This window comes from Monashia sp. HAY1-11D (assembly GCF_056868035.1).
In genome coordinates, this window is the sequence record NZ_CP200320.1 from 367434 (window position 1) to 389208 (window position 21775).

The window sequence follows — 21775 nt, forward strand, 5'->3', positions numbered from 1 at the left end:
GTCAGGCGACCTGGCAGAAGACGTGCGCCGCGACCTCGTCGGGCAGCGACACGCCCTCGCCGGCGTCCGCAGCGTCGCTCACGGCCAGCACGCGTCCCTCCTCGCGGACGACCCGGACCCGGGCCCCCGGAAGGACGCCCGCCGAGGTCAGCAGGGCCAGCGCCTCGGGGTCGACCTGCACCGGCTCGCCGATGCGACGGATCGTCACGGCCGCGGGCTCGTCGCCCGCCGCCGCAGTCAGGGACATGAGGCCGGTGAGGAAGCCGTGCGCGGCGTCCTCGGGCACACCCAGCTCGTCCAGGCCCGGGATCGGGTTGCCGTACGGCGACTCGAGCCCGCCCTTGATGAGGCCGAGGATCTTGCGCTCGACCTTCTCGGACATCACGTGCTCCCACCGGCACGCCTCGTCGTGGGCGTACTCCCACTCGAGGCCGATGACGTCGACGAGCAGCCGCTCGGCGAGGCGGTGCTTGCGCATGACGCGGGTCGCCATGAGGCGGCCGCGGTCGGACAGCTCGAGGTGACGGTCCCCGGAGACGGCGACGAGACCGTCGCGCTCCATGCGGGCCACGGTCTGCGACACCGTCGGGCCCGAGTGGCCCAGACGCTCCGCGATGCGTGCGCGCAGGGGGACGATGCCCTCCTCCTCGAGCTCGAAGATGGTGCGCAGGTACATCTCGGTGGTGTCGATCAGGTCCGTCACGGTCATACCTTCTCAGAATCAGGACGCCCCGGGCGTCGCGTCCGGGCCGGGACGGGCCGCCCGCCCCCGGAGAGGGCGCGTCGGGTCGTGGCGCGGCACCCAGATGCGCAGCCAGCCCGCACCGAGGACGGCCCCGACGCCGAGGACGACGGCCGACGCACCGAGGGACAGCACGGCCGTCAGCGCGGACAACGCCAGCGGGCCCGCGGCCCTTCCCAGGTCGGCGCACAGGCGCCAGCCGCCGAGGAACTGGGCGCGTCCGTCGGCCGGCGAGGCGTCGGCCCCGAGGGTCATGATCAGGCCGGCGCCGAGCCCGTTGCCGACCCCGAGGACCGTCGCGGCCGCGGTCACGGCGACGAGGCTCGTCGCGAGCGGCAGCAGCGCCATGCCCAGACCGAGCACGAGCATGCTGGGCACCGCGGCGGCAACCCGCCCGTACCGGTCCATGAGCCAGCCCGAGGGGTAGAAGAGCAGCATGTCGACGGCGCCCGCGACGCCGAAGACGAGCGAGGTCTGGGCCGGGCTGAACCCGACCGACTCGGCCCAGAGGGGCACGAGCGCCTCGCGGATGGCTCGGGCTCCGGCCACGCACATCGCGCCCGTGCCGAGGGTCAGCAGGACGTGCCGGTGCTCGAGGAGCACCGACGCGACCGACCGCGGCACACGCGTCCGGCCCCGGGCACTTCCGGAGCCCCCGCCGGTCCGGGCGTTCCCGCTGTTCCCGGTCGTCCCGCTGTTCCCGGTGGTCCCGGCGTCCGCGACGCCGCTCCGCGACGCCCGGGCGTCGTGGCCGGCCGTGATGTCGGGCGCGACGAGGACGAGGACGAACGCGGCGACGCTCGCGACGCCGCCGACGGCATAGGCCGACTCGGTCCCCCACCGGGAGATGACGAGCGAGCCGACGAACGGGCCGATGAAGTAGCCGATGCGGTGCACCCCGCCGAGCGTCGACAGTGCCCGCGCCCGCATCGCCACCGGCACCGCCTCGGTCAGGTAGGCCTGGCGGGCCAGACCGAAGAGCGAGCCGGCCAGCCCGATGACGAGCACCCCGGAGAACAGCGCCGTCACCGTGCCGGCGAGCGCGGCCACGACCATGCCGACCGCCTCCACGACCGCGGCTGCCATGAGGGCACGCCGCTCGCCGATGCGGGCGGCAAGGGCCCCCGACGGCAGGTCGCCGAGCAGCTGGCCGAGGCCGAGCGTCCCGACGAGGAGCGCCGCCACCCCCACCGACGCGCCCATCTCACGGGCCGAGACGGCGATGATGGGCGAGACGGCACCGGCACCCGTCGAGCCGAGGAGCGTCGGTCCGTAGGCCGACAGCGCGATGGCGCGCAGCCGGACCGGGGGCCCGCCGGGAGAGCCGGGCTCGCGGCTGCCGGGCTCGCCGGGAACGCGCCCGGTCCGTCCCGGTTCGCGCCCGGCACGGCCCGCCGGGTCGCCCTGAGTCTCGGTCACGCCACAGGACCCTAACGATCGGGTTACTCGGGTGGCCCGGGCATCCCGGGCGACGGAACGATGGGCCGATGACGACGAGCGAGCGGGCGACGGGGGCCCTGGCGGTGGCTGCGGCCGCCGCCCTCGTCGTCGCGCTCGCCTCGCCGGTGGCCACCGCGGTCTTCGGTCTCATCCTGCTCGGGACGCTCGCCGTCCTGCTCGAGGTCCGCTACCTCGTGGGTCGCCTGCCGGTCATCGCGCGCCGTGACGTCGTGAGTGGCCTCGCGGTGCTCCTCGCCGGCACGAGCGTGCTCCGGCTGGCCGAGCACCTCGTCGGCAGCCAGGCGCGGCGCGCCGAGGCGGTCGTGGGCTTCTGCGTCGTCGCCCTCGTCGCCCGGGTCGGGCTGCGCGGACGCCGACGCCTCGCCGCGTACGCCGTCGCCGGCATCCTCGCGGCCGCCTCCCTCGTGTGGCCCGACCACTACGCGTTCGCGCTCCTGCACCTGCACCAGCTCGTCGTGCTCGTCTTCCTCTGGGACTGGGCCGCGCGGCTGCCGCGGGTCCGCGACCGCCGCCTCTTCCGCGGCGTGCAGCTGGCGTGGGGCCTGCTCGTGCCCGCGCTCGTCCTCGTCGGCACGGTCGACGGCTGGCTCACCGGCGAACCCGGCGTCGCGCGCAGCGTCGTCGGGGACGGGCGCTCGATGCTCGCCGCGGCGGCGCTGCCCGGTGACGCGTCCGGCCCGCTCGGGCTGCGCCTGCTCACCGTGTACGCGTTCCTCCAGACGGTCCAGCTGCTCGTGTGGGTCGCCTTCATGCCGCGGTTCGCGACCGAGGAGTCGGCCCACTTCGAGCGCCGGTTCCCGTGGCTGACAGGGGCGCGGGTGTGGACCGTGGGGTTCGTCGCCGCGGCCACCTTCGCCGTCGTCTTCGCGCTCGGTTTCCGGCAGGGGCAGGTCTTGTTCGGGGCGCTGTGGTCCTGGGCCGTGCACCTCGAGATGGCCGCCGCACTCGTCGTCGTCGCGGCCGGCCGCCGGGTCCCCTCCGCCCCACGCCTGCGGCTCGTGCGCACACCGGCCACGGCGCGGGGCGACGCCGCGGACCGGCGCGACCGGCGCGACCGGCGCGACGGGCGCGGGGGCGGTGACGCGGACGGGCCCGGCGCGAACGGCGCCGGCGACGTGGGCGGCACCGGTGCCGCGGGCCGCGTCGGTCCCGGCCGGCGCGGCGGTCACGGAACGGTGACCGAGCCCGAACCGGCGACGGCCGTGGCCCCCGACGCCGAGGTCGGCGGCTGACCGAGCCCGCGAGCGTCACCTCGCGCCGGTGGAAAAGTCCTTGCCCCCTCCTGCGGGCCGGTCGTACGGTCGTTGCATCGACAACGGAAGGAGGTGATCCGAGAAGTGATCTCTTCCGGAACGTGTGAGGTGGCCACGCGATAGTCGCGTCCCCACCTGCACCCAGGAATGAGGCAGGGCGGTCCGGTCAGCCGGGCCGCCCTGTTCCGTGTCCGCCCTCCTCCGGCACGCGCGTCACGGCTGGAGCCGTGAGCTCGCCCAGGCCGACGCATCGGCCAGGGTGCCCTCGCCGGTACGCCTGAAGACGATGCGGTCGTGCAGCCGGTTGGCGCGCCCGGCCCAGAACTCCACCTCGTCGCAGACGATGCGCCAGCCGCCCCAGAAGTCGGGCACCGGCACGTCCGAGTCGCTGCCGGTGTCGGGGAACCGGTCGAGCGCCTCCCGCCAGCGCCGCTCGAGCTCGGCCCGGTCGGCGGCCGGCTGCGACTGGTCCGAGGCCCAGGCCGACAGCCGGGCCCCGTACGGCCGCGTGGAGAAGTACGCCTCGATCTCGGCGCGCCCGACGACTCGGCCCGACCGCGGAACCGGATCGCCCGGTACAGCGACGGCCACGTCAGGGACGCTGCGACGTGCGGGTTGGCCCGCAGCTCCTCGCTCTTGGCCGACCGGAGGTTCGTGACGAACCCCGGACCCCGCTCGTCGAAGAACCGCATGAGGACGGTGCGCACGTTCGGCACACCGGACGCGTCGACCGTGGCCACCGAGAGCGCCGTCGGCTCGGGGACGTCGTCACGCTCGGCGGCCGCCCGGACGGCGGTGTCGACCCAGTCGCGGGCCTGCTCGTACGGGCTGGGGGCCACCTGCGACTCGTCGAGCCCCTGCCCCGCGTAGTCGACGCGTCGTACCTGCAGCGGCACGGCCGCGCCGAACGTGTCCGACGCGCCCGATGCGGTGCCGCGGACGGCGGCGTGGTCGGCCTCCCTGGCGGCGGCGCCGGCGGGGTGGGCGGCCTCCCTGGCGCCGTCGGCGTCAGGGACCGCCGGGGACGACGGGTCGGCGGGTGTCTGCATGACCTCAGACTAGGGTTTGGACCAGACGGCCCGGGGCGGGCGTCAGTCAGGCAGCGGCGGCACGCGGAGCGATCGATCGGCCCGGCGGCGGGCAGGAGGAGGACGCGCGATGGCAGGCAAGGGCAAGCTGATCGGCCGGGGCGTCCGGCTCGGGATCAAGTACGGCCCCCAGATCTGGGTCGCGACGCAGGCCCTGCGGGAACCGGCCAAGGAGGCCTTCGGCAAGGCGGTCTCGAGCGAGAAGGCCCGCCGGCAGGCCATGGCGCACGCGACGTCGCTGTCCGAGGGCAGCATCCTCAAGGTCTACAAGGGCGACCGGGCGCACTGGGTCGTCTTCGGCGGCGACGAGCCGGTCGGCGTCTACCCGCCGGCCGACCTGCCGCTGGCCACGCTCGTCGAGCGGGCCGACCTCACCAAGCGGATCCGCCCGCAGGACAAGGTGGGCATCAAGGGACGCGCCAAGGACGCCGCCACCGCGGCGCTGCGTCGGGGCAGGCCCGACCAGCTCGGCTGACGGCCCCGCCTGCCCCGCCGTTCCCGGGCCTGCACGGGGCTCACTCGGCGACGACGATGCCCAGCTCGGCGGCGAGCGCGTCGGACAGGTCGATGACCTGCGGACGCGACAGCGTCGCCCCCTTGAGCCCGGCGATCCCGTGCGGCGACCGCAGCGTGGCGCCGGACAGGTCGAGGCGCCGGTAGGTCCCGCGGCCGAACGAGGGCTCGACGAGGGTGCAGCCCTCGAAGCTGACACCGTCGACGGTGGCCTCCTGCAGGTCCAGCTCGACGACGACGCAGTCGATGAAGGCGACGTCTTTGAGCCGGGCCCCGCGCAGGTTGAGGAAGTCGACCTTGCCGCCGCGCACGGTCACGTCGCGCCACGTCGAGCTCCACGCCGACACCGCGCCGAGCCGGCAGCCGTCCAGGCTCGTCTCGACGAGGCTCGCCTCCTGCAGGCCGACACCGACGCCGTGGACGCGGTCCCACTCGCACTCCGACCAGCGCGACGCCTCGAGGTGGGCCTCGTCGAGGCACGCATCGACGAGGGTGCACTCGAGGAAGGTGAACCCGCCCGCGCGAGCGCCGCTGAAGTCGGTCCCCTCGAAGCGGACGGCGTCCTGGTGGGCGTCCCGTGTGGTGAACACCGCGTCGCGAAAGGAGGTCTGGTCGGCTGCTGACGGCATACGGTGAGTCTCGCAGCGGTCCCGGTGCTCACCGACGGCCCCCGGCCGACGCGACCGCTGCCTCGCCTCCACACCGCGGTGGTACCGCCTGCACAGCAAGGACCGTCATGGCAGACAGCACACCGGACCCTGACTTCAAGCCGGGTCTCGAGGGAGTCATCGCGTTCGAGTCGACGATCGCCGAGCCGGACAAGGAGGGCGGCGCCCTCCGCTACCGCGGGGTCGACATCGACGACCTCGTCGGCCGGGTCGACTTCGGGCACGTCTGGGGCCTGCTCGTCGACAACGAGTTCGACCCCGGGCTGCCCCCGGCCGAGCCCTACCCCCTGCCCGTCCACACCGGCGACGTCCGGGTCGACGTCCAGTCGGCGCTCGCGATGCTGGCGCCCGTCTGGGGCTTCCGTCCGACCCTCGACATCGACGCCGAGGAGGTCCGCGACAACCTGGCCCGGGCCGCCGTCATGGCCCTCTCGTTCGTCGGGCAGTCGGCGCGCGGGCTCGGCAAGCCGATGGTGCCGCAGCGAGAGGTCGACAACGGCCGCACCATCACCGAGCGGTTCATGATCCGCTGGCGCGGCGAGCCGGACCCGCGCCACGTCGAGGCCGTCGACGCGTACTGGGTGTCGGCCGCGGAGCACGGCATGAACGCGTCGACGTTCACCGCGCGCGTCATCACCTCGACGGGCGCCGACGTCGCGGCCGCGCTCTCCGGCGCGGTCGGGGCGATGTCGGGTCCCCTGCACGGCGGCGCGCCCTCGCGCGTCCTGCACATGCTCTCGGGCGTCGAGGAGCAGGGCGACGCGTCGGCGTACGTCAGGGGCGTCCTCGACCGGGGCGAGCGGCTCATGGGCTTCGGCCACCGCGTCTACCGCGCGGAGGACCCGCGGGCCCGCGTCCTCCGGGCCGCGTGCGAGCGCCTGGGCGCGCCGCGCTACGAGGTCGCGGCGGCGCTGGAGAAGGCTGCGCTCGAGGAGCTGCAGGCCCGGCGCCCCGACCGCGTCCTCGCCACGAACGTCGAGTTCTGGGCCGCCGTCATCCTCGACTTCGCCGAGGTGCCGCCGCAGATGTTCACGCCGATGTTCACGTGTGCGCGAACGGCCGGCTGGTCGGCGCACATCCTCGAGCAGAAGCAGACCGGACGCCTCATCCGTCCGTCGTCGCGGTACGTCGGCGAGGGCCCGCGGCGGCCCGAGGACGTCGCCGGCTGGACGCCCGAGGTCGGCCGCTGACCGAGGCCTGAGCCCCGGCGCCTCCGGGTGCCGGGGCGGGACGACGCGCGTACCGTGGCCGGAGGAACCTCGCAAAGAGGACACCGACAGCGCCCAGACTCGGGAGGCACCATGGTGCGGCGTGCGGTCGTCAGAGCGTCCATCGCGGCGGCAGGGGTCGTCCTCGCCGCCAGCGCGGTGACGGCGTCCGGCCCGCCGGCTGCCGTCGCGTCGCCGGTCGCGCCGCCAGCGGCCACGGCCACGGCGGCCGCCCCCACGGCCATGGCGGCCGCGCCCACGCTGCAGGTGACGACGGTCGTCTCCGGACTGGCCTACCCGTGGGACCTCACCTGGGTCGGCGGGCTGATGCTCTACGACCTGCGCGGCGGCCAGGTGTGGTCCAAGCGCGAGGGCGCGGCGCCGCGTCGCGTCGCGATCACCGGCTTCCCGTCGGTCTACGTCAACAGCGAGGGTGGCCTGCTCGGGATGGTGGCCGATCCTGCGGCGGCGTCGAACAAGCTGTTCTACACCTGCCAGGCGGTGCGCGACGGCGCGGGCAACCCGCTCGACGTCCGGGTGCTGCGGTGGCGCCTGACGAGCGACACCACCGCGGTGTCCGCCGGCGCGCCGCTCGTCACGGGCCTCCCGCTCACGAGCGGCCGGCACAGCGGCTGCCGGCTGCGCTTCGGCACCGACGGGAAGCTCTACGTCGGCACCGGCGACGCCGCGGTCGGCACGAACCCGCAGAGCCTGACCTCCCTGGGCGGCAAGGTCCTTCGGGTCGGTTCGGACGGGACGATCCCGACCGACAACCCCTTCTACTCCCGCGGCGGCAACGCCCGGTACGTGTGGAACTACGGGCACCGCAACGTCCAGGGCCTCGCGCTGCGGCCGGGCACGAGCGAGCTGTGGTCGGCCGAGCACGGCACGAGCGTCGACGACGAGATCAACCTGTCGGTCCGGGGCGGCAACTACGGCTGGGACCCGGTCCCCGGGTACGACGAGTCGACGCCGATGACCGACCTGTCGAAGTTCCCGTCGGCGCGTACGGCCCAGTGGTCCTCGGGTGACCCGACGGTCGCCACGAGCGGCGCGACCTTCCTGCGCGGCGCGGCGTGGGGCCAGTGGCAGGGCGCGCTCGCGGTCGGGCTGCTCAAGGGCCAGGGCATCTACCTCATGCGGCTGAACCCGTCGCCGAGCACCGGGAAAGTGGCCCGCGTCGAGCGGCTCGCCGTCGCGCAGGGGTACGGACGCATCCGCGCCACGCAGCTCGGACCCGACGGCTCGCTGTGGTTCACGACCTCGAACGGCACGAACGACCGGATCGTCCGGGTCCGCCCGACCGGCACCGTCCCCCGCAGGAGCGCCGGGCAGCTCGTCTCGACCGTCGGTGTCACGGCCGCACGCACCGGAACCGAGGTCCTCGCCTTCGCGCGCGGGGCCGACGGCTCGGTGCGCTTCACCCGCTCGACCGACGACGGTTCGACGTGGGCGTCGTGGGCCAACACGTGGGTCACCTCGACCGATGCTCCGTCGGCGACGAGCTCGCGTGCCGGACGCGTCGACCTGATGACCCGCAACGGCTCCGGCCAGGTCGTCCACTCGTGGTACGTCGGCGGCGTCCGCAAGGGTGCGACCAACCTCGGCGGACGCGTCGTCGCCCAGCACGCGTCGTCGCTCGGTGACGGGACGCTCGACGTGTTCGCGGTGGCCCCCGACGGCACCGGCTGGCGTCGCCACTTCGACGGACGAGCCTGGCACGCCTGGCTGCCCGCCGGCGGCGTCTTCACCTCCGGGCTCTCCGCGTCGGCCTCACCCTCGACAGGGGGAACGGTCGTCAGCGGTCGCGGCACCAACGGTGCGACGTACGAGGCGCTCTTCCTGCCGAGCAGCACGAGTCGCGGGACGTGGACGATGCGCCGGGACTCGCTGTCCCTCTTCTCGGACCGGGCGCTCGGCGACACCTTCACCGGGCACGCGCGGGTCGCGGTCGGCGTCGGCATCGACGGCCACCTCGTCGTGCAGCGTGGCAGCGTCCTCACCGGGACCACGGCCCCCTTCACCTCGGCGCCCGACGTCGTGACCCGCTCCGACGGCGGCTTCCTCGCCTTCGGTCGGGCCGTCGACGGGACCCTGTCCCTCTACGACGCGCGTCCGGGCCGCTACGTCACGCGGTCGCTCGGCGGCACCGTCCGCTGACGACGCGAGGTTGCCTCAGGAGTGCGCGGTTCCCTCAATGGTGCGGCCTGCAGGCCCCACCTCTCGAGGAACCGAGCACTCCTCGCGCTCCTCGGGCGAAGCCGCATCGCGGCGGCGGGCGGGCTCATGCCGCCCAGCGACGCGAGTCGGCGACCGCCTGCGCGGCCCGCGCGCCGATGAGCCGGATGTCGTCGAGCTCGCTCCAGACGTACCGGGCGAAGAAGAAGCCCCTGCGACGCATCGCGTCCTCGCGCCGCTTCTCCTCGAACGCGGCCTCGCGCCCGCCGTACTTCCGCGCACCGTCGAACTCGACGAGGACGCGTGTCCCGCGGATCCGGAAGTCGGCGAACCGCGGGCCCAGGTCGGTCGTCACCTCGAACTGCGGGTCGAGCGTGTAGCCAAGGCCGCGGAGCCGGTGACGATGATGCTCTCCCCCGGCGACTCGATGCGGTCGTCGGCCTCCCGCAGGATCGCCCGGACCGGGCCGATGCCTCGGCGGCCGGCCAGCAGCCCGCACGCGGCGTCGAGCTGTTCGGTCGTCACGAGCGCCCGGTGCAGGGCAGCGTCCGCGGCCACGAGAGCGCTGAGGGGCAGACCTTCGAGGCCGGCCTGGACGATCCCGACGGCCGTCGGCACCCGGTCCGGCAGGGCACCGGACAGGGCCGGCGGCAGCTCGGGGAGGGGCCGGTGGATCTTCAGGCCCCTGCCGTTGCGGGTCGTCCCCCGGCCCCTTCTCGTCAGGTGGACCACGCCGAGATCGAGGGCGTGGTCGGGCAGGTTCTGGGCCACGAGCAGCGACTGGTGGCTGAGCAGCGCGCGGCCTCCGAAGCGCTGCCACCCGGCCGTGGCCCGCAGCCAGTGCAGGTCTCGCGCGTCGCGCGCCGGCCGGACCGAGTACCAGCCCCGGAGCAGGGGCACGAGGAGCCCGGCGCGGACCGCTGCGGCGATCGCGCCGTCGGAGTGCCCGGCCTCCGACAGCCGTGCGGCGCTGACGACGTCGCCCTGGGCCAGCTGCTCCACGTCCATCGCGCCATGATGGCGCGGTGGGCAGCATCCGCGCGGATGGCCTGTGGACGGTGACGGGCCGCGCCGCCAGCAGTGCGACTTCCCCGCAGGTGTGCGCGGTTCAGCCGCCACTCGTGCGGGAGACCCGCACTCCTGACGCGAACCCGGACCCGTGGGTGAGCGAGTGGCGGCGTCCACACATCGGGCAACGGTGTCCAGTACGTGGGCACCTGGGGTTCAATGTGGCGGGTGACGCCCACGCCGCCCGCGTCCCCTGGTGGCCAGCATCCGAGGTGAGACAGACGTGACCGAAGCACCCGCCGTGAACCCGACCATCACGATCCCCGACGAGCTGCTGCCGAGCGACGGACGCTTCGGCTCGGGGCCCTCGAAGGTGCGCGGGGAGCAGGTCGAGTACCTCGGGTCCCTCGCCCGGACCGTCCTCGGCACCTCGCACCGCCAGCCGCCGGTCCGGGCCCTCGTCGGTGAGGTGCGTCAGGGTCTGCGCGACCTCTTCTCGCTCCCCGAGGGCTACGAGATCATCCTCGGCAACGGTGGCTCCACCGCGTTCTGGGACATCGCCGCCTTCGGCCTCGTCCGCGACCGCGCCCAGCACCTGTCGTTCGGTGAGTTCTCGAGCAAGTTCGGCAAGGTCACCAAGGCCGCGCCGTTCCTCGGCGAGCCGACCGTCATCACTGCCGAACCGGGCACGCTCGCGGCGCCGCGGGCCGAGGCCGGCGTCGACGTCTACGCCTGGCCGCACAACGAGACCTCGACCGGTGTCATGGCCCCGGTCGTGCGCGTCGAGGGCGCCGACGACGACGCGCTCCTGCTCGTCGACGCGACGTCCGGCGCCGGCGGCCTGCCGGTCGACATCACCGAGGTCGACGTCTACTACTTCGCCCCGCAGAAGTGCTTCGCCTCCGACGGCGGCCTCTGGCTCGCGGCCTTCTCCCCCGCCGCGCTCGCCCGCGTCGAGGAGATCGCCGGCACCGGCCGCTGGGTCCCCGACTTCTTCAGCCTGCCGACGGCCGTCGACAACTCGCTGAAGAACCAGACGTACAACACGCCTGCGCTCTCGACGCTGGCGCTGCTCAACAGCCAGCTCCGCTGGATGCTCGGCAACGGCGGCCTCGACTGGGCGACGTCGCGCACCCGCGACTCCAGCTCGCGCCTCTACACGTGGGCCGAGCAGAGCGGGTACACGACGCCCTACGTCAGCGACCCGGCCGCCCGCTCGCAGGTCGTCGGCACCATCGACTTCGACGAGCGCATCGACGCGGCCGCCGTGGCCACGGTGCTGCGCGCCCACGGCATCGTCGACGTCGAGCCCTACCGCAAGCTCGGTCGCAACCAGCTGCGGGTCGCGATGTTCCCGGCCGTCGAGCCGGAGGACGTCTCGACGCTGACCCGGGCCATCGACCACGTCGTGGCCCAGCTCGGCTGACGTCCCGACCCGCGAGCGCGGCGCACAGACATACAGCACACGACGCACCACGGGGGGCCGGTCCCGCACGGACCGGCCCCCCGTCACGTCCCGACCTACCACGGCGCGTGACCTTCCGCCTCCCGACTCGTTGACCCTCCGACCGCCAAAGGGGGCGGCTGTCATCGAGGAGTCACCATGGTCCGCATCGTCCGAGCCGGTCGCGTCAGCCGACGCGTCGCCGCGGCGCTGCCCGTCATCGCGCTCGCGGCCACCGGCATCGCCGTGGCCGCCCGTTCCGGGGCCGACACCGTCGCGTCGCCCACGTCGCTCACCGTGCCCGACCAGGCCGTGACGCAGTCGGCCGGCCCGGACTACCCCGACGCCGGTCCCGCACCGGCCCCGATGCAGCTGCCGCCGGTCTACGACACGTACACCTCCGACTTCGCGAGCGTCGCGGTCCCGAGCGCGGCGCAGGAGGCCGTGCACGCCCTGGGCAGCTTCATGCCCGTGCGGCTCGACGCCAACGGCATCCCGAGCCTGGCTCTCGAGGCCTACCAGCGCGCCGCCGGGCTGCTCGGCCGCGTCGACCCCGCATGCGGCGTCGACTGGGCGCTGCTCGGCGCCATCGGCCGCGTCGAGAGCAACCACGCGCAGTTCGGCGGCAACCGGCTCGACGCGTCGGGCGTCGCCCGCCCGGGGATCATCGGCATCCCCCTCGACGGCAGCCGTGGCACGACGCGCATCACCGACACCGACGGCGGCCGACTCGACCGTGACGGCGTCTTCGACCGGGCCGTCGGTCCGATGCAGTTCATCCCCACGTCGTGGGCCTCGATGGGTCGTGACGGCAACGGCGACGGGGTGGCCGACCCGCAGAACCTCACCGACGCCGTGACCGCGGCGGGTGCCATGCTGTGCTCGGGGCACGCCGACCTGCGCGACCCCCGCGCCGCCTACGACGCCGTGTTCCGCTACAACCACTCGGACCGCTACGTGCGCAGCGTCCTGTCCATCGCCGACGCGTACCGCCGCGGGGTCTCGGTCGTCCCGGTCGGGGCCCTGCCCGCGGCGCGTCCGGCCGCCGGCACGGGAACCGCCACCCCGGACGGGTCGGGGTTCGCCTACCCCGGCCCGCCGGCCCACCAGCCGACGGCTTCGCCGAGCGCCCGTCCCACACCGGGTCCCTCGGCGAAGCCGTCGCCCTCGGCCTCGCGTCCCGCCCCGAGGCCGTCGTCCTCGGCCGGGCCGACGCCGGCACCCGCGCCCGCCAAGCCGCGCCCGGCGATCACCGTGCCGGTCCCCAAGGTGCCGGGGGCACCGCTCCCGACGCCGACGGTGCCACTGCCGGACGTCCCGTCCGTCCCACTGCCCGCCGCCACCCTGCCCGCCGAGATCGTGCGGCTCCTGGCCCTGCCGCACCTGCCGCTGCTGCCCGGCGACCCCACCGGCCTGGTCCGCGTGCTCGACCCGCTCACGGCCAAGGTCGTCTGCGTGCTCGACGAGAAGGTGGTCACCTGCCCGGGCGGCGGGCTCCTCGGCTGAGGCCGAGTCACCCCTCACACGGAAGCGGCCGCCGCTGCTCGGGCGGCCGCTTCCGTCGCGCGTGGCATCCGGGCGGACGGTGCGCGCCGGTCAGCGGTTCACGACCGCCGCGATGACGGCGATGACGAGGAACAGCACGAGCGCCGCGACGGTGATGCGGTGGCGGAACTTGAAGTTCACCGCGTCACCTCGGGTGCCGTCGGCACCTCCGACGGCGTCGCCGTGGCCAGCCGGATCTGGAACCGCGGCCGGGACTGGGTCTGGAAGGTCACCGCGACATTCTGCCGACGTGCGAACCACAGGGCCACCGCCACCAGGGACAGCCCGACGGCGATGGTCCCGATGCCGATGGTCCACCGGGCGCCCCACTCGTCTCCGATCCAGCCGATCATGGGCGCCCCGATCGGGGTGCCGCCCATGAAGATCGCCATGTAGAGGGCCATGACGCGTCCGCGCATGACGGGGTCGACGCTGACCTGCACCATGGCGTTGGCCGTCGTCAGGGCGGTGAGGGCGGACAGGCCGGTGGGCACGAGGTAGAGCCCGAAGAGGACGTAGCTCGGGGCGGTCGCGAGCAGGGCCGTGGAGACGGTGAACCCGACGAGCGCGGTGAGCAGGACCCGGAGCCGCGGTCGGGCCCGGCGGGCAGAGAGCAGGGCCGCGGTCAGCGACCCGACGGCCATGATCGAGCCGAGCAGGCCGTACTCGCCGGGGCCCTTGTCGAAGACCTTCGTGGCCATGAGCGCCATCGTCACCTGGAAGTTCATGCCGAAGGTGCCGAGGACGAAGACGAGGACCATGACGAGCACGAGGTCGGGGCGTCCGCGCACGTAGCGCAGGCCCTGGCGGATCTGCCCCTTGCCACGGGCGAGGGGCGAGGGCCTCAGCTCGGCGGCGTTCATCCGCACGAGGGCGGCGAGGACGAAGACGAACGTCGCCGCGTTGACGAACAGTGCCGGGGCGATCCCGAACGCCGCGATGCCGACGCCGGCGACCGCGGGACCGATGAGCCGCCCGAGGTTGAACGAGGCGCTGTTGAGGGCGACCGCGTTGGGCAGGTGGTCGACGTCGACCATCTCGGAGACGAACGTCTGGCGCGCCGGGTTGTCGACCGCGGTGGCCACGCCCTGCAGCAGGGCGAGGACGTAGACGTGCCAGAGCTGGACGACGTCGGTCGCGGTGAGGACGGCCAGCAGCAGCGCCGTGACGAGCAGCGCGGTCTGGGTGCCGAAGAGCAGCCGCCGCTTGGGCAGCCGGTCGACGAGCATCCCCGCGAAGGGCGCGAGGAGCAGGAACGGCAGGAACTGCAGGCCCGTGACGAGGCCGAGGGCCGTCGCCGAGTGGTCGGTGAGGACGGTGAGGACCAGCCAGTCCTGGGCGACCCGACCCATCCACGTGCCGACGTTCGACACGATCGCGCCCGAGGCGTAGATGCGGTAGTTGCGGATGCCGAGGGAGTGGAAGGTGGGGCTCACTTGGAGGCCACCTTCGCCAGCACGACGGCGGCGCGCTGCAGCAGGTCCCTCTCGTCGTCGGTGAGGGCCTCGAAGCGCTCGAGCATCCACTCGTCGCGGTGGCGGCGGATGCGGCGCACGGCCTTGCGGCCCTCCGGGGTCAGCGACAGGATCACCTGCCGGCCGTCCTCGGGGTCGTCGGCCCGGGCGACGTAGCCGCCCTCGACGAGGGCACCGGTCGTGCGCTTCATGCTCGGGGCGGAGACGCGCTCGATCTCGGCGAGCTCGCTGTTCGTGCGCGGGGCGTCCTCGAGCCGGCAGAGCACGGAGAAGTGGTGCGGCGGCAGCTCGCGGTCGGACTCGAACCGGACGCGGCGCGAGATCCGCATGCACGCGAGGCGGATGTCGTTGCTCAGCGAGACGAGCTCGCTGCGGGAAAGGGTCTTGGTACGCAAACGAGTGCTTTCGGACGTGATGCTCGGTGGGATGCTTAGCCTAACTCATTACCTCGGCTAACTATTCCGGAACACGCCGAGCATGGAAACGCGAAGAGCCCCCGCCCGGGTGGGCGGGGGCCCTTGCGAGGCAGGCGGGGCGCGGGTCAGCCGAAGAGACCCTGCAGGGGCGTCTTGACGAAGTAGACGACGAAGAAGGCGGCGACGACCCACAGCAGCGGGTGCACCTGGCGCGCGTGGCCCTTCGCGATCTTGAGGAGGACCCAGGCGATGAAGCCCGCGCCGATGCCGACCGTGATGTTGTACGTGAACGGCATGAGGACGATGGTGAGGAAGGCCGGGAGGGCGACCTCCATCTCGGTCCAGTCGATGTTCGTGACCTGGCTCATCATGAGGAAGCCGACGATGACGAGCGCGGGGGCCGCCGCCTCGGAGGGCACGACCGCGAACAGCGGGGCCAGGAACGTCGCGAGGAGGAACAGGACGCCGGTCACGACCGACGCGAGGCCCGTGCGAGCGCCCTCCTCGACGCCGGACGCCGACTCGATGTAAGACGTGTTGCTGCTGACCCCACCGGCGCCACCGGCGATCGCCGCGACGGAGTCCACGACGAGGATGCGGTCGGTGTGCGGCGGGTTGCCGTCCGCGTCGAGCAGCCGTGCCTCGGTGCCGATGGCCACGACGGTACCCATCGTGTCGAAGAAGTCGGCGAGCAGCAGCGAGAAGACGAACATGACGGCGGTGACGATGCCGAGCTTCTCGAAGGAGCCGAGGAGGCTGAACTGGCCGAGGATGCCGAGGTCGGGGGTCTGGGTCACCGAGTCGGGCAGCTCGGGCACGGTCAGCGACCACGCCTGCGGGTTGGTCAGCGCACCCTTGGCGTCGAAGACGCGCGGGCCGATGTGGAAGATCGCCTCGAGGACCATCGCGAGGACGGTGGCCCCGATGATGCCGATGAGGATGGCGCCCTTGACCTTGCGGATGAGCAGCATCGCGATGAGGAAGACGCCGACGACGAACACGAGGGTCGGCCAGCCGTCGAGGCTGCCGCCGATGCCGAGCTCGCTCGGCACGGAGCCGGGCGTCGTGGGCCGGCGCGCGAAGCCGGCGTCGATGACGCCGATGTACGCGATGAACAGGCCGATGCCCACCGAGATCGCGACCTTGAGCGGGGCCGGGATGGCCCTGAAGACCGCCTTGCGGAACCCGGTGAGCACGAGCACGAGGATGATGACGCCCTCGATGACGACCAGGCCCATGAGGTCGGCGTACGTGATCTTCTCGGCCGAGTGCGTCAGCACCATCCCGGTGATGAGCCCGTTGATGCCGAGACCGGCCGCGAGCGCGATCGGGAAGTTGGCGACCAGTCCCATGAGGATCGACATGACGCCCGCGACCACGGCGGTGCCGACGGCGACGAGCAGCTTGCTCTGCCCGAGGTCGGTGGTCCCGCCGATCATCTGTCCGGACCCGTCGACGACGCCGGAGAGGATGATCGGGTTGAGCACGACGATGTAGGCCATCGTGAAGAAGGTGACGACGCCGCCGCGGATCTCGCGCGCGAGGGTCGACCCGCGCTCGGTGATCCGGAAGAAGCCGTCGAGCCCGGAGACGCCCGAGCGGGCGTGGGTATCGGTCGACATGGCGCACACCCTAGTGGCGGGGCGTTTCGTGCGCGTGACCAGACCCTAGGCTGTCCGCGTGACCGACGAGAACGTCCCGCACGACTCCCAGCCCGACGCCCGGCCGACGCACGCGTCGCAGCTGCGCCCGCTGCCCGTGCCGATGCGGCGGATCGTCGAGGCCGGGGTGCTGGCGTGGGTCGTGGCCCTGCTCGTCGTGCTCGTCGTGCCGGGGCTGCACTCCGGCGACCGCTCCTGGTGGCCGTGGACGTGCGTGGCCGGCATCGGGCTCGGCGGGATCGGCTGGACCTACCTGCGCCGTGGACGCGGCAACGCCCGGGACGCCGGCTGACGCGTCCGCCTCACTCGGCGTCCGCCGACGCCTCACCCTGCGGGCCCTCGGAGGGCTCGGACGGCTCGGACGGCTCGGACGGCTCGGACGGCTCGGAGGGCTCGGAGGGCTCGGAGGGCTCGGAGGGCTCAGCGGACTCAGCGGGCTCAGGGGGTTCGGAAGTCTTCGGTGCCTCGGTCGTCTCGGTGGTCTCGGAGGTCGGCGTCGCCGCCCGCTCGACCGGCTCGAGGTCGACGGCGAGCTCGTCGACGACCGGCTCGCCGACCGGCACCGGGGCCTGGTGGTCGAGGTCGGTCTCGGAGTGCGCGCCGCACCCGTGGTCCAGGCTCACGACCCGGCCGTCGGACGGGCTCCACTCGTTGGCGCAGACACCGAAGACGGCGCGCAGCGCGCCCGCCATCGGCACGAAGTAGCCGCACGAGGAGCACCGCTCGGTGGCCTTCTGGGCGATCTCGGAGCTGGGGCCGTTGTCGCCCTCGTACCAGCGCGTCGCCGCGGTCTCGCGACCCTCGGCCGACAGGACCCGCCTGCGTCCGAGGCCGAGCTCGACGATCGCCACCTGGTCGACGTCCTCGTCACCCGTCGCCTCGAAGCCCGCCTCGAGGTTCGGGTCGTCGAGCCGGTAGGGCAGCACGTCGCCGGCACCGAGGTCGCCCGGAGCCAGCCGGTCGGCGTACGGGACCCACTCGGGGGCGAGGACGGCGTCCGGCCCCGGCAGCAGGTTGGTCTCGCAGACGGTCGCCACCTTGCCGCGCGGCACACGGGCGAGGCTGACGCCCCAGCGCCAGCCCCGGTAGCCCGGCGACGTGCAGCCGAACCAGTGCATGGCGAGGCGCTCACCGAGCGGCTCGACGCCGAGGTGGTCTCCCACCGTGCCGGGCTCGGCGATGCCGTCGAGGGCGTCACGGGCGAGGTCGACGGCCGCGGCGAGCACGGCGTCCTGCTTGGTGGCGGTGCCGATCATGGACGTCACTTCTCCAGCTCGTCGGCGAGGCCGCGCAGGGCTCGCGCGACGTTCGAGGCCAGCTTGCGCTCGGGCCGGCGGCCCGCGCGGTAGGTGTTGCCCACGCCGTCGAGGAGCTGGACGACGTCCTCGATGATGACGGTGAGCTCCTCGACCGTCTTGCGCTCGCGCTTGCTGATGTTCGCGGCCACCGACTGCGTCGGCTCGAGCACCTTGACCTGCAGGGCCTGGGCGCCCTTGCGCCCCTCGACCACGCCGAACTCGACGCGGGCGCCCTTCTTCAGGGTGGTCACACCCTGCGGGAGCGCGTTCGCGTGCAGGAAGACGTCACGGCCGTCGTCCTCGGAGATGAACCCGAAGCCCTTGTCCGCGTCGTAGAACCTGACCTTGCCAGTCGGCACAGCCCACCTCGTTGATCTCGGTCGGTCGCCCCTTCGCGGGCACGACTCGATGGCGCTCGTTGCGCTTCCCTCCAGCCTAACCGCTCGGTGCAAACGGGATTTCGCCTCCGCCGCGCTGGGCTCCCACGTGTACGCTGCGCTCAGCTCGGGACCGCGGCCGGGCCACCGCTCGGGCTGATCCCCCACGTGCCGGTCCACTCCTCCCCCGGCTCGAGCACGACGAGCCCGTCGCCGGAGTTGAAGGCGTCGGCCGGGCAGCTCATCGGCTCGACGGCGATCCCCGGCACGCCCTTGCGGTCGCGGGCCACGGCGGTGAAGACCTGCAGCCACGGGAAGGACTCGTCGGCCCAGAGGGTCACCGTGCCCGATGCCGTGCCGACGCTCGCACGCCAGGCGCCGTCGGGGTCGCGCACGACGTCGGTGTAGGCGGTGTCGAGGTCGGTGCCGCCCACCGGTCGCGTGGTGCGGAAGTCGAGCTCGCCGCCGTCGACAGCGGTCAGTCCGGTCGGCAGCAGCCGGTCGTCGACCTCCACGCGCGTCGCGGCCGGCACCCGCAGCTCGACGTCGGGCAGCAGCGTCTCACCGATCGCGAGGTACGGGTGGGCGCCGTACCCGAACGGGGCCGGCTCGGTGCCCACGTTGCGGGCGGCGACGGTGACGACGAGGCCGGAGTCGTCGAGCAGGTAGGTCGTGCGCAGGTCGAGGTGCCAGTCCCAGCCGGGTTGCGGATGCAGCCGGTAGCCGACGGTCACCGCGTCGTCCTCGAGCTCCACCAGCTTCCACAGGGCCCAGCGGACGAGACCGTGGCTCGCGTTGCCGAGCGGGACCTCGGTGATTGCGAGCTGGTGCTCGGCACCGGCGAAGGTGAAGCGTCCGTCCCGGATGCGGTTGGGCCACGGCATGAGCTGCTGCCCCCGCCCGGACCGGCACGGCTCGTCGGGGCCGTACCCGGCCAGGAGGTCGACGCCGTCGCGGGTCAGCGTGCGCAGTCCGCCGCCGACCTCGACGACCGTCGCCTCGAAGGGGCCGTGCCCGACGGTCCACTGCTGGCCGGTCGGTGACGGCGGACCGGACGCACCGGGCGAGGCGGGGCTGAGCGCGCTCATGAGGCCCACGCTAGCGGTCCGCCGTGGCGCAGGAGGACGGGCGGGCACCGTGCGGGCAGTAGGTTGGGAGGATGGCCACCCCCGCCCGCAGCCTGGCCGACGACATCCGCGCCCGCAGCGACGCCGAGCTGGTCGACCTCGTGCTGGCCCGGCCCGACCTCGCCCGCCCGGCGCCCGCCGACCTCACCGGTCTCGCGGCCCGCGCCAGCACCCGCGCCAGCGTCCAGCGCGCCGTCGAGGCCCTCGACCGCGGCCACCTCCAAGTGCTCGAGGTCCTGATCGTCGCTGGCGACGGGGCTCCGCGGGAGCGGGTCCGCGAGCTGCTCGGCACCGACGACGCGTCGCTCGTCGACACGCTCGTCGACGACCTCTGGCGCCGGGCGCTCGTGTGGCGCGGCGCCGACGGCGAGCACGTCGTGCGCACGGTGCCCGACGTTCTCGGCTCGACGGTGGCCGGCCTGGGCCCACCCCTGCGTGAGCTGCGCCAGACGTTCGTGCCCGAGGACGCCGACCCGGCGGCCGTCGGGCGTGCGCTCGCCGAGGCGCCCGAGGACGCGCGCGCCATGCTGGAACGGATGACGTGGGGCCCGCCCTTCGGCGTCATGCCCTCGGGGCCGGCGGGTCGCTCCACCGCGCGGTGGCTGCTCGAGCAGCACCTTCTCGTGTCCGTCGCCTCCGACCGGGTGGCGCTGCCCCGCGAGGTCGCGCTCGCGCTGCGCGGCGGGCACGTGCACCGCCGACCCGAGCTGACCCCCCCGCCGATCGAGGCGCGCACGGTGTCGCTCGTGGACGCCGTGGCCGGGGGCGCGGCGAGCGAGCTGCTCACGCACGTCGACGAGCTGGCGGCCGCCTGGGGCGCCGAGCCGCCGCGGGTGATGCGCGCCGGCGGGCTGTCGGTGCGCGACCTCCGGGCCACCCAGGACGTGCTCGACCTCGACGCGGACCGCGCGGCGTTCGTCGTCGAGGTAGCCCACGCCGCCGGCCTCGTCGCCGACGACGGCGAGGTCGTGCCGGTGTGGGCGCCGACGTCGGAGATCGACGACTGGTCCAGCGCCGAGTCCGGGCACCGCTGGGCCACCCTCGCCGTCGCCTGGTTCGCCTCGACGCGCGCGCCCCACCTCGTGGGCCGGCGGGCGTCGGGCAGCGGCGCCGTCAACGCGCTCGGGCCCGACGTCCAGTGGCCCGCCGTCCGCACCGTCCGCCGTGACGTGCTCCGCGAGCTCGCCTCGCTCGGGCCGGGCCAGGCGCCCGACGCAGAGTCGCTGCGCGCCCGGCTCACGTGGCGTCGGCCCAACCGGCCCGCCGCCGTGCTCGGCGAGGCCGTCGACGCGGTGCTGCGCGAGGCCGAGTGGCTCGGGGTCACCGGCCGCGGGGCCCTCTCGCCGGCGGGGCGACTCCTCGTCGACGCGCCGGGCGCCGAGCGTGAGCGCCTCGAAGCCGTGGCGGCGGCCATGTCGCCGCACCTGCCGGCCCCCGTCGACCACGTGCTCGTCCAGGCCGACCTCACGGCGGTCGCGCCGGGACCGCTCGTCGGTGGTCTCGGGTCCTTCATGCGGCTGTCGGCCGACGTCGAGTCGCGCGGCGGCGCGACGGTCTACCGGTTCACGCCCGAGTCGGTGCGCCGGGCCCTCGACGCCGGGTGGACCGCGGCGGAGTTCCTCGACACGGTGCGCCGGTCCAGCCGCACCCCGGTGCCGCAGCCGCTCGAGTACCTCGTCACCGACGTGGCGCGACGCCACGGCCAGACCCGGATCGGGAGCGCCGCCGCGTACGTTCGCTCCGACGACGAGTCGGTGCTCGACACCATGCTCGCCTCGCGCGACCTCGCTCCCCTGCAGCTGCGCCGTCTGGCCCCCACGGTCCTCGTCTCGACTGCCCACCCCCGCACGCTCGTCGACCTGCTCCGCGACAGCGGCTTCGCGCCGGTCCACGAGGGGTCCGACGGCACCGTCGTGCACGCCGAGACCCCGAAGCGTCGGGCGGGCTCACGCCGGCGCGGGCCGGGCCCGGTCGTCTCGCCCGTCGACCGCGACTTCACGAGCTCGCTCGTCGCCGGCCTGCGCGTCGCCGAGGCCACCGCCGTGCAGCGTCGCGCCGAGGAGGAGGCCCGCCCCGGCCCGCGCCTCGAGGCGATGGACCCGGTGGTGACGCTGTCGCTGCTGCGCGACGCGGTCGCCGACCGGCACGGGGTCTGGATCGGCTACTCCGACGGACACGGCGCGACGACGCGTCACCTCATCCACCCGCAGCGGGTCGACGGCGGACGCGTCCGGGCCACCGACGAGTCCGGTCACGAGCGGTCGTGGTCGGTCCACCGCATCACCGGCGCCAGCCTCGACGCCTGAGCGCCGG

General features: G+C 74.0%; 20 protein-coding genes and 1 pseudogene. 8 read left to right on the forward strand and 13 right to left on the reverse strand.

The features are described from left to right. Position 1 precedes the first annotated feature (1 nt). Positions 2-703: an iron-dependent transcriptional repressor DtxR gene (locus AC1VM9_RS01580; RefSeq protein ID WP_481340870.1), complete on the reverse strand. Its 702-nt coding sequence runs from the start codon at positions 701-703 to the stop codon at positions 2-4. An 18-nt stretch (positions 704-721) separates the two neighbouring features. Then, positions 722-2161 carry an MFS transporter gene (locus AC1VM9_RS01585; protein ID WP_483120787.1) on the reverse strand — a complete coding sequence of 480 codons (1440 nt, stop codon included), beginning with the start codon at positions 2159-2161 and terminating at the stop codon, positions 722-724. A 68-nt stretch (positions 2162-2229) separates the two neighbouring features. On the opposite strand from AC1VM9_RS01585, the gene AC1VM9_RS01590 reads away from it, so the two are divergent. Next, entirely contained in the window at positions 2230-3435 is a 1206-nt protein-coding gene (locus AC1VM9_RS01590) for a hypothetical protein (protein ID WP_483120789.1), read from the forward strand. A 234-nt stretch (positions 3436-3669) separates the two neighbouring features. Here the strand turns inward: AC1VM9_RS01590 and AC1VM9_RS01595 are convergent, their stop codons facing one another. Next, positions 3670-4047 carry a pyridoxine 5'-phosphate oxidase C-terminal domain-containing protein gene (locus AC1VM9_RS01595; RefSeq protein WP_483120791.1) on the reverse strand — a complete coding sequence of 126 codons (378 nt, stop codon included), beginning with the start codon at positions 4045-4047 and terminating at the stop codon, positions 3670-3672. A gap of 2 nt (positions 4048-4049) precedes the next feature. Further along, a pseudogene (locus AC1VM9_RS01600) lies at positions 4050-4505 on the reverse strand (pyridoxamine 5'-phosphate oxidase family protein); the annotation flags it as partial. A gap of 109 nt (positions 4506-4614) precedes the next feature. Between AC1VM9_RS01600 and AC1VM9_RS01605 the strand changes: the two are divergent. Next, a complete protein-coding gene (locus tag AC1VM9_RS01605; protein WP_483120793.1) occupies positions 4615-5019 on the forward strand; it encodes a hypothetical protein in 405 nt (134 codons plus the stop codon). Between the two features lie 40 nt (positions 5020-5059). On the opposite strand, the gene AC1VM9_RS01610 is transcribed toward AC1VM9_RS01605, so the two are convergent. After that, on the reverse strand, positions 5060-5686 hold the full coding sequence (locus AC1VM9_RS01610) for a pentapeptide repeat-containing protein (protein WP_483120794.1): 627 nt from the start codon (positions 5684-5686) through the stop codon (positions 5060-5062). Positions 5687-5793: 107 nt separating this feature from the next. Between AC1VM9_RS01610 and AC1VM9_RS01615 the strand changes: the two genes are divergently transcribed. Together AC1VM9_RS01615 and AC1VM9_RS01620 are read left to right on the forward strand one after the other, a co-directional pair. Continuing rightward, positions 5794-6915: a citrate synthase 2 gene (locus AC1VM9_RS01615; protein ID WP_481340876.1), complete on the forward strand. Its 1122-nt coding sequence runs from the start codon at positions 5794-5796 to the stop codon at positions 6913-6915. Positions 6916-7026: 111 nt separating this feature from the next. Continuing rightward, positions 7027-9093 carry a PQQ-dependent sugar dehydrogenase gene (locus AC1VM9_RS01620; protein WP_483120795.1) on the forward strand — a complete coding sequence of 689 codons (2067 nt, stop codon included), beginning with the start codon at positions 7027-7029 and terminating at the stop codon, positions 9091-9093. A gap of 124 nt (positions 9094-9217) precedes the next feature. Here the strand turns inward: AC1VM9_RS01620 and AC1VM9_RS01625 are convergent, their stop codons facing one another. Further along, on the reverse strand, positions 9218-9466 hold the full coding sequence (locus tag AC1VM9_RS01625; RefSeq protein ID WP_483120796.1) for a hypothetical protein: 249 nt from the start codon (positions 9464-9466) through the stop codon (positions 9218-9220). After that, positions 9463-10119 (reverse strand): hypothetical protein, encoded by a 657-nt coding sequence (locus tag AC1VM9_RS01630; RefSeq protein ID WP_483120798.1) that lies wholly within the window; start codon positions 10117-10119, stop codon positions 9463-9465. Before AC1VM9_RS01630 ends, AC1VM9_RS01625 begins: the two co-directional genes overlap by 4 nt. A 283-nt stretch (positions 10120-10402) precedes the next feature. Here AC1VM9_RS01630 and serC point away from each other — a divergent pair, with 283 nt between their 5' ends. Next, positions 10403-11545 carry a phosphoserine transaminase gene (serC, locus tag AC1VM9_RS01635; protein ID WP_483120800.1) on the forward strand — a complete coding sequence of 381 codons (1143 nt, stop codon included), beginning with the start codon at positions 10403-10405 and terminating at the stop codon, positions 11543-11545. 177 nt (positions 11546-11722) lie between these two features. Beyond that, the gene (locus AC1VM9_RS01640; protein ID WP_481345927.1) at positions 11723-13069 is read left to right on the forward strand and encodes a lytic transglycosylase domain-containing protein; all 1347 of its coding nucleotides are present in this window, start codon (positions 11723-11725) and stop codon (positions 13067-13069) included. A 176-nt stretch (positions 13070-13245) separates the two neighbouring features. Here the strand turns inward: AC1VM9_RS01640 and AC1VM9_RS01645 are convergent, their stop codons facing one another. From AC1VM9_RS01645 to AC1VM9_RS01655, 3 genes are all read right to left on the reverse strand, one after another. Further along, positions 13246-14544 (reverse strand): MFS transporter, encoded by a 1299-nt coding sequence (locus tag AC1VM9_RS01645; RefSeq protein WP_481340881.1) that lies wholly within the window; start codon positions 14542-14544, stop codon positions 13246-13248. After that, on the reverse strand, positions 14541-14978 hold the full coding sequence (locus AC1VM9_RS01650; protein ID WP_481340882.1) for a MarR family winged helix-turn-helix transcriptional regulator: 438 nt from the start codon (positions 14976-14978) through the stop codon (positions 14541-14543). Before AC1VM9_RS01650 ends, AC1VM9_RS01645 begins: the two co-directional genes overlap by 4 nt. Before the next feature lie 146 nt (positions 14979-15124). Beyond that, entirely contained in the window at positions 15125-16621 is a 1497-nt protein-coding gene (locus tag AC1VM9_RS01655) for an NCS2 family permease (protein ID WP_483120803.1), read from the reverse strand. 58 nt (positions 16622-16679) lie between these two features. On the opposite strand from AC1VM9_RS01655, the gene AC1VM9_RS01660 reads away from it, so the two are divergent. Continuing rightward, positions 16680-16952: a DUF2530 domain-containing protein gene (locus AC1VM9_RS01660; RefSeq protein WP_483120805.1), complete on the forward strand. Its 273-nt coding sequence runs from the start codon at positions 16680-16682 to the stop codon at positions 16950-16952. 10 nt (positions 16953-16962) lie between these two features. Here the strand turns inward: AC1VM9_RS01660 and AC1VM9_RS01665 are convergent, their stop codons facing one another. The 3 genes from AC1VM9_RS01665 to AC1VM9_RS01675 all read right to left on the reverse strand — a co-directional run bounded on the left by AC1VM9_RS01665 (position 16963) and on the right by AC1VM9_RS01675 (position 19423). After that, positions 16963-17916 (reverse strand): DUF3027 domain-containing protein, encoded by a 954-nt coding sequence (locus AC1VM9_RS01665; protein ID WP_483120807.1) that lies wholly within the window; start codon positions 17914-17916, stop codon positions 16963-16965. 5 nt (positions 17917-17921) lie between these two features. Further along, complete coding sequence (locus tag AC1VM9_RS01670) at positions 17922-18317, reverse strand: cold-shock protein (RefSeq protein ID WP_481340886.1); 396 nt, start codon at positions 18315-18317, stop codon at positions 17922-17924. 140 nt (positions 18318-18457) lie between these two features. Next, positions 18458-19423 (reverse strand): aldose 1-epimerase family protein, encoded by a 966-nt coding sequence (locus tag AC1VM9_RS01675; protein ID WP_483120809.1) that lies wholly within the window; start codon positions 19421-19423, stop codon positions 18458-18460. A 71-nt stretch (positions 19424-19494) separates the two neighbouring features. Here AC1VM9_RS01675 and AC1VM9_RS01680 point away from each other — a divergent pair, with 71 nt between their 5' ends. Further along, positions 19495-21768 carry a helicase-associated domain-containing protein gene (locus AC1VM9_RS01680; protein ID WP_481345921.1) on the forward strand — a complete coding sequence of 758 codons (2274 nt, stop codon included), beginning with the start codon at positions 19495-19497 and terminating at the stop codon, positions 21766-21768. Positions 21769-21775: the final 7 nt, after the last annotated feature.

Coding starts and splice junctions, on each gene's coding strand:
- AC1VM9_RS01655 (WP_483120803.1), bottom strand. CDS start 16,621: ATGTCGACCGATACCCACGCCCGCTCGGGCGTCTCCGGGCTCGACGGC.
- AC1VM9_RS01605 (WP_483120793.1), top strand. CDS start 4,615: ATGGCAGGCAAGGGCAAGCTGATCGGCCGGGGCGTCCGGCTCGGGATC.
- AC1VM9_RS01675 (WP_483120809.1), bottom strand. CDS start 19,423: ATGAGCGCGCTCAGCCCCGCCTCGCCCGGTGCGTCCGGTCCGCCGTCA.
- AC1VM9_RS01615 (WP_481340876.1), top strand. CDS start 5,794: ATGGCAGACAGCACACCGGACCCTGACTTCAAGCCGGGTCTCGAGGGA.
- AC1VM9_RS01590 (WP_483120789.1), top strand. CDS start 2,230: ATGACGACGAGCGAGCGGGCGACGGGGGCCCTGGCGGTGGCTGCGGCC.
- AC1VM9_RS01665 (WP_483120807.1), bottom strand. CDS start 17,916: ATGATCGGCACCGCCACCAAGCAGGACGCCGTGCTCGCCGCGGCCGTC.
- AC1VM9_RS01680 (WP_481345921.1), top strand. CDS start 19,495: ATGGCCACCCCCGCCCGCAGCCTGGCCGACGACATCCGCGCCCGCAGC.
- AC1VM9_RS01620 (WP_483120795.1), top strand. CDS start 7,027: ATGGTGCGGCGTGCGGTCGTCAGAGCGTCCATCGCGGCGGCAGGGGTC.
- AC1VM9_RS01630 (WP_483120798.1), bottom strand. CDS start 10,119: ATGGACGTGGAGCAGCTGGCCCAGGGCGACGTCGTCAGCGCCGCACGG.
- AC1VM9_RS01640 (WP_481345927.1), top strand. CDS start 11,723: ATGGTCCGCATCGTCCGAGCCGGTCGCGTCAGCCGACGCGTCGCCGCG.
- AC1VM9_RS01610 (WP_483120794.1), bottom strand. CDS start 5,686: ATGCCGTCAGCAGCCGACCAGACCTCCTTTCGCGACGCGGTGTTCACC.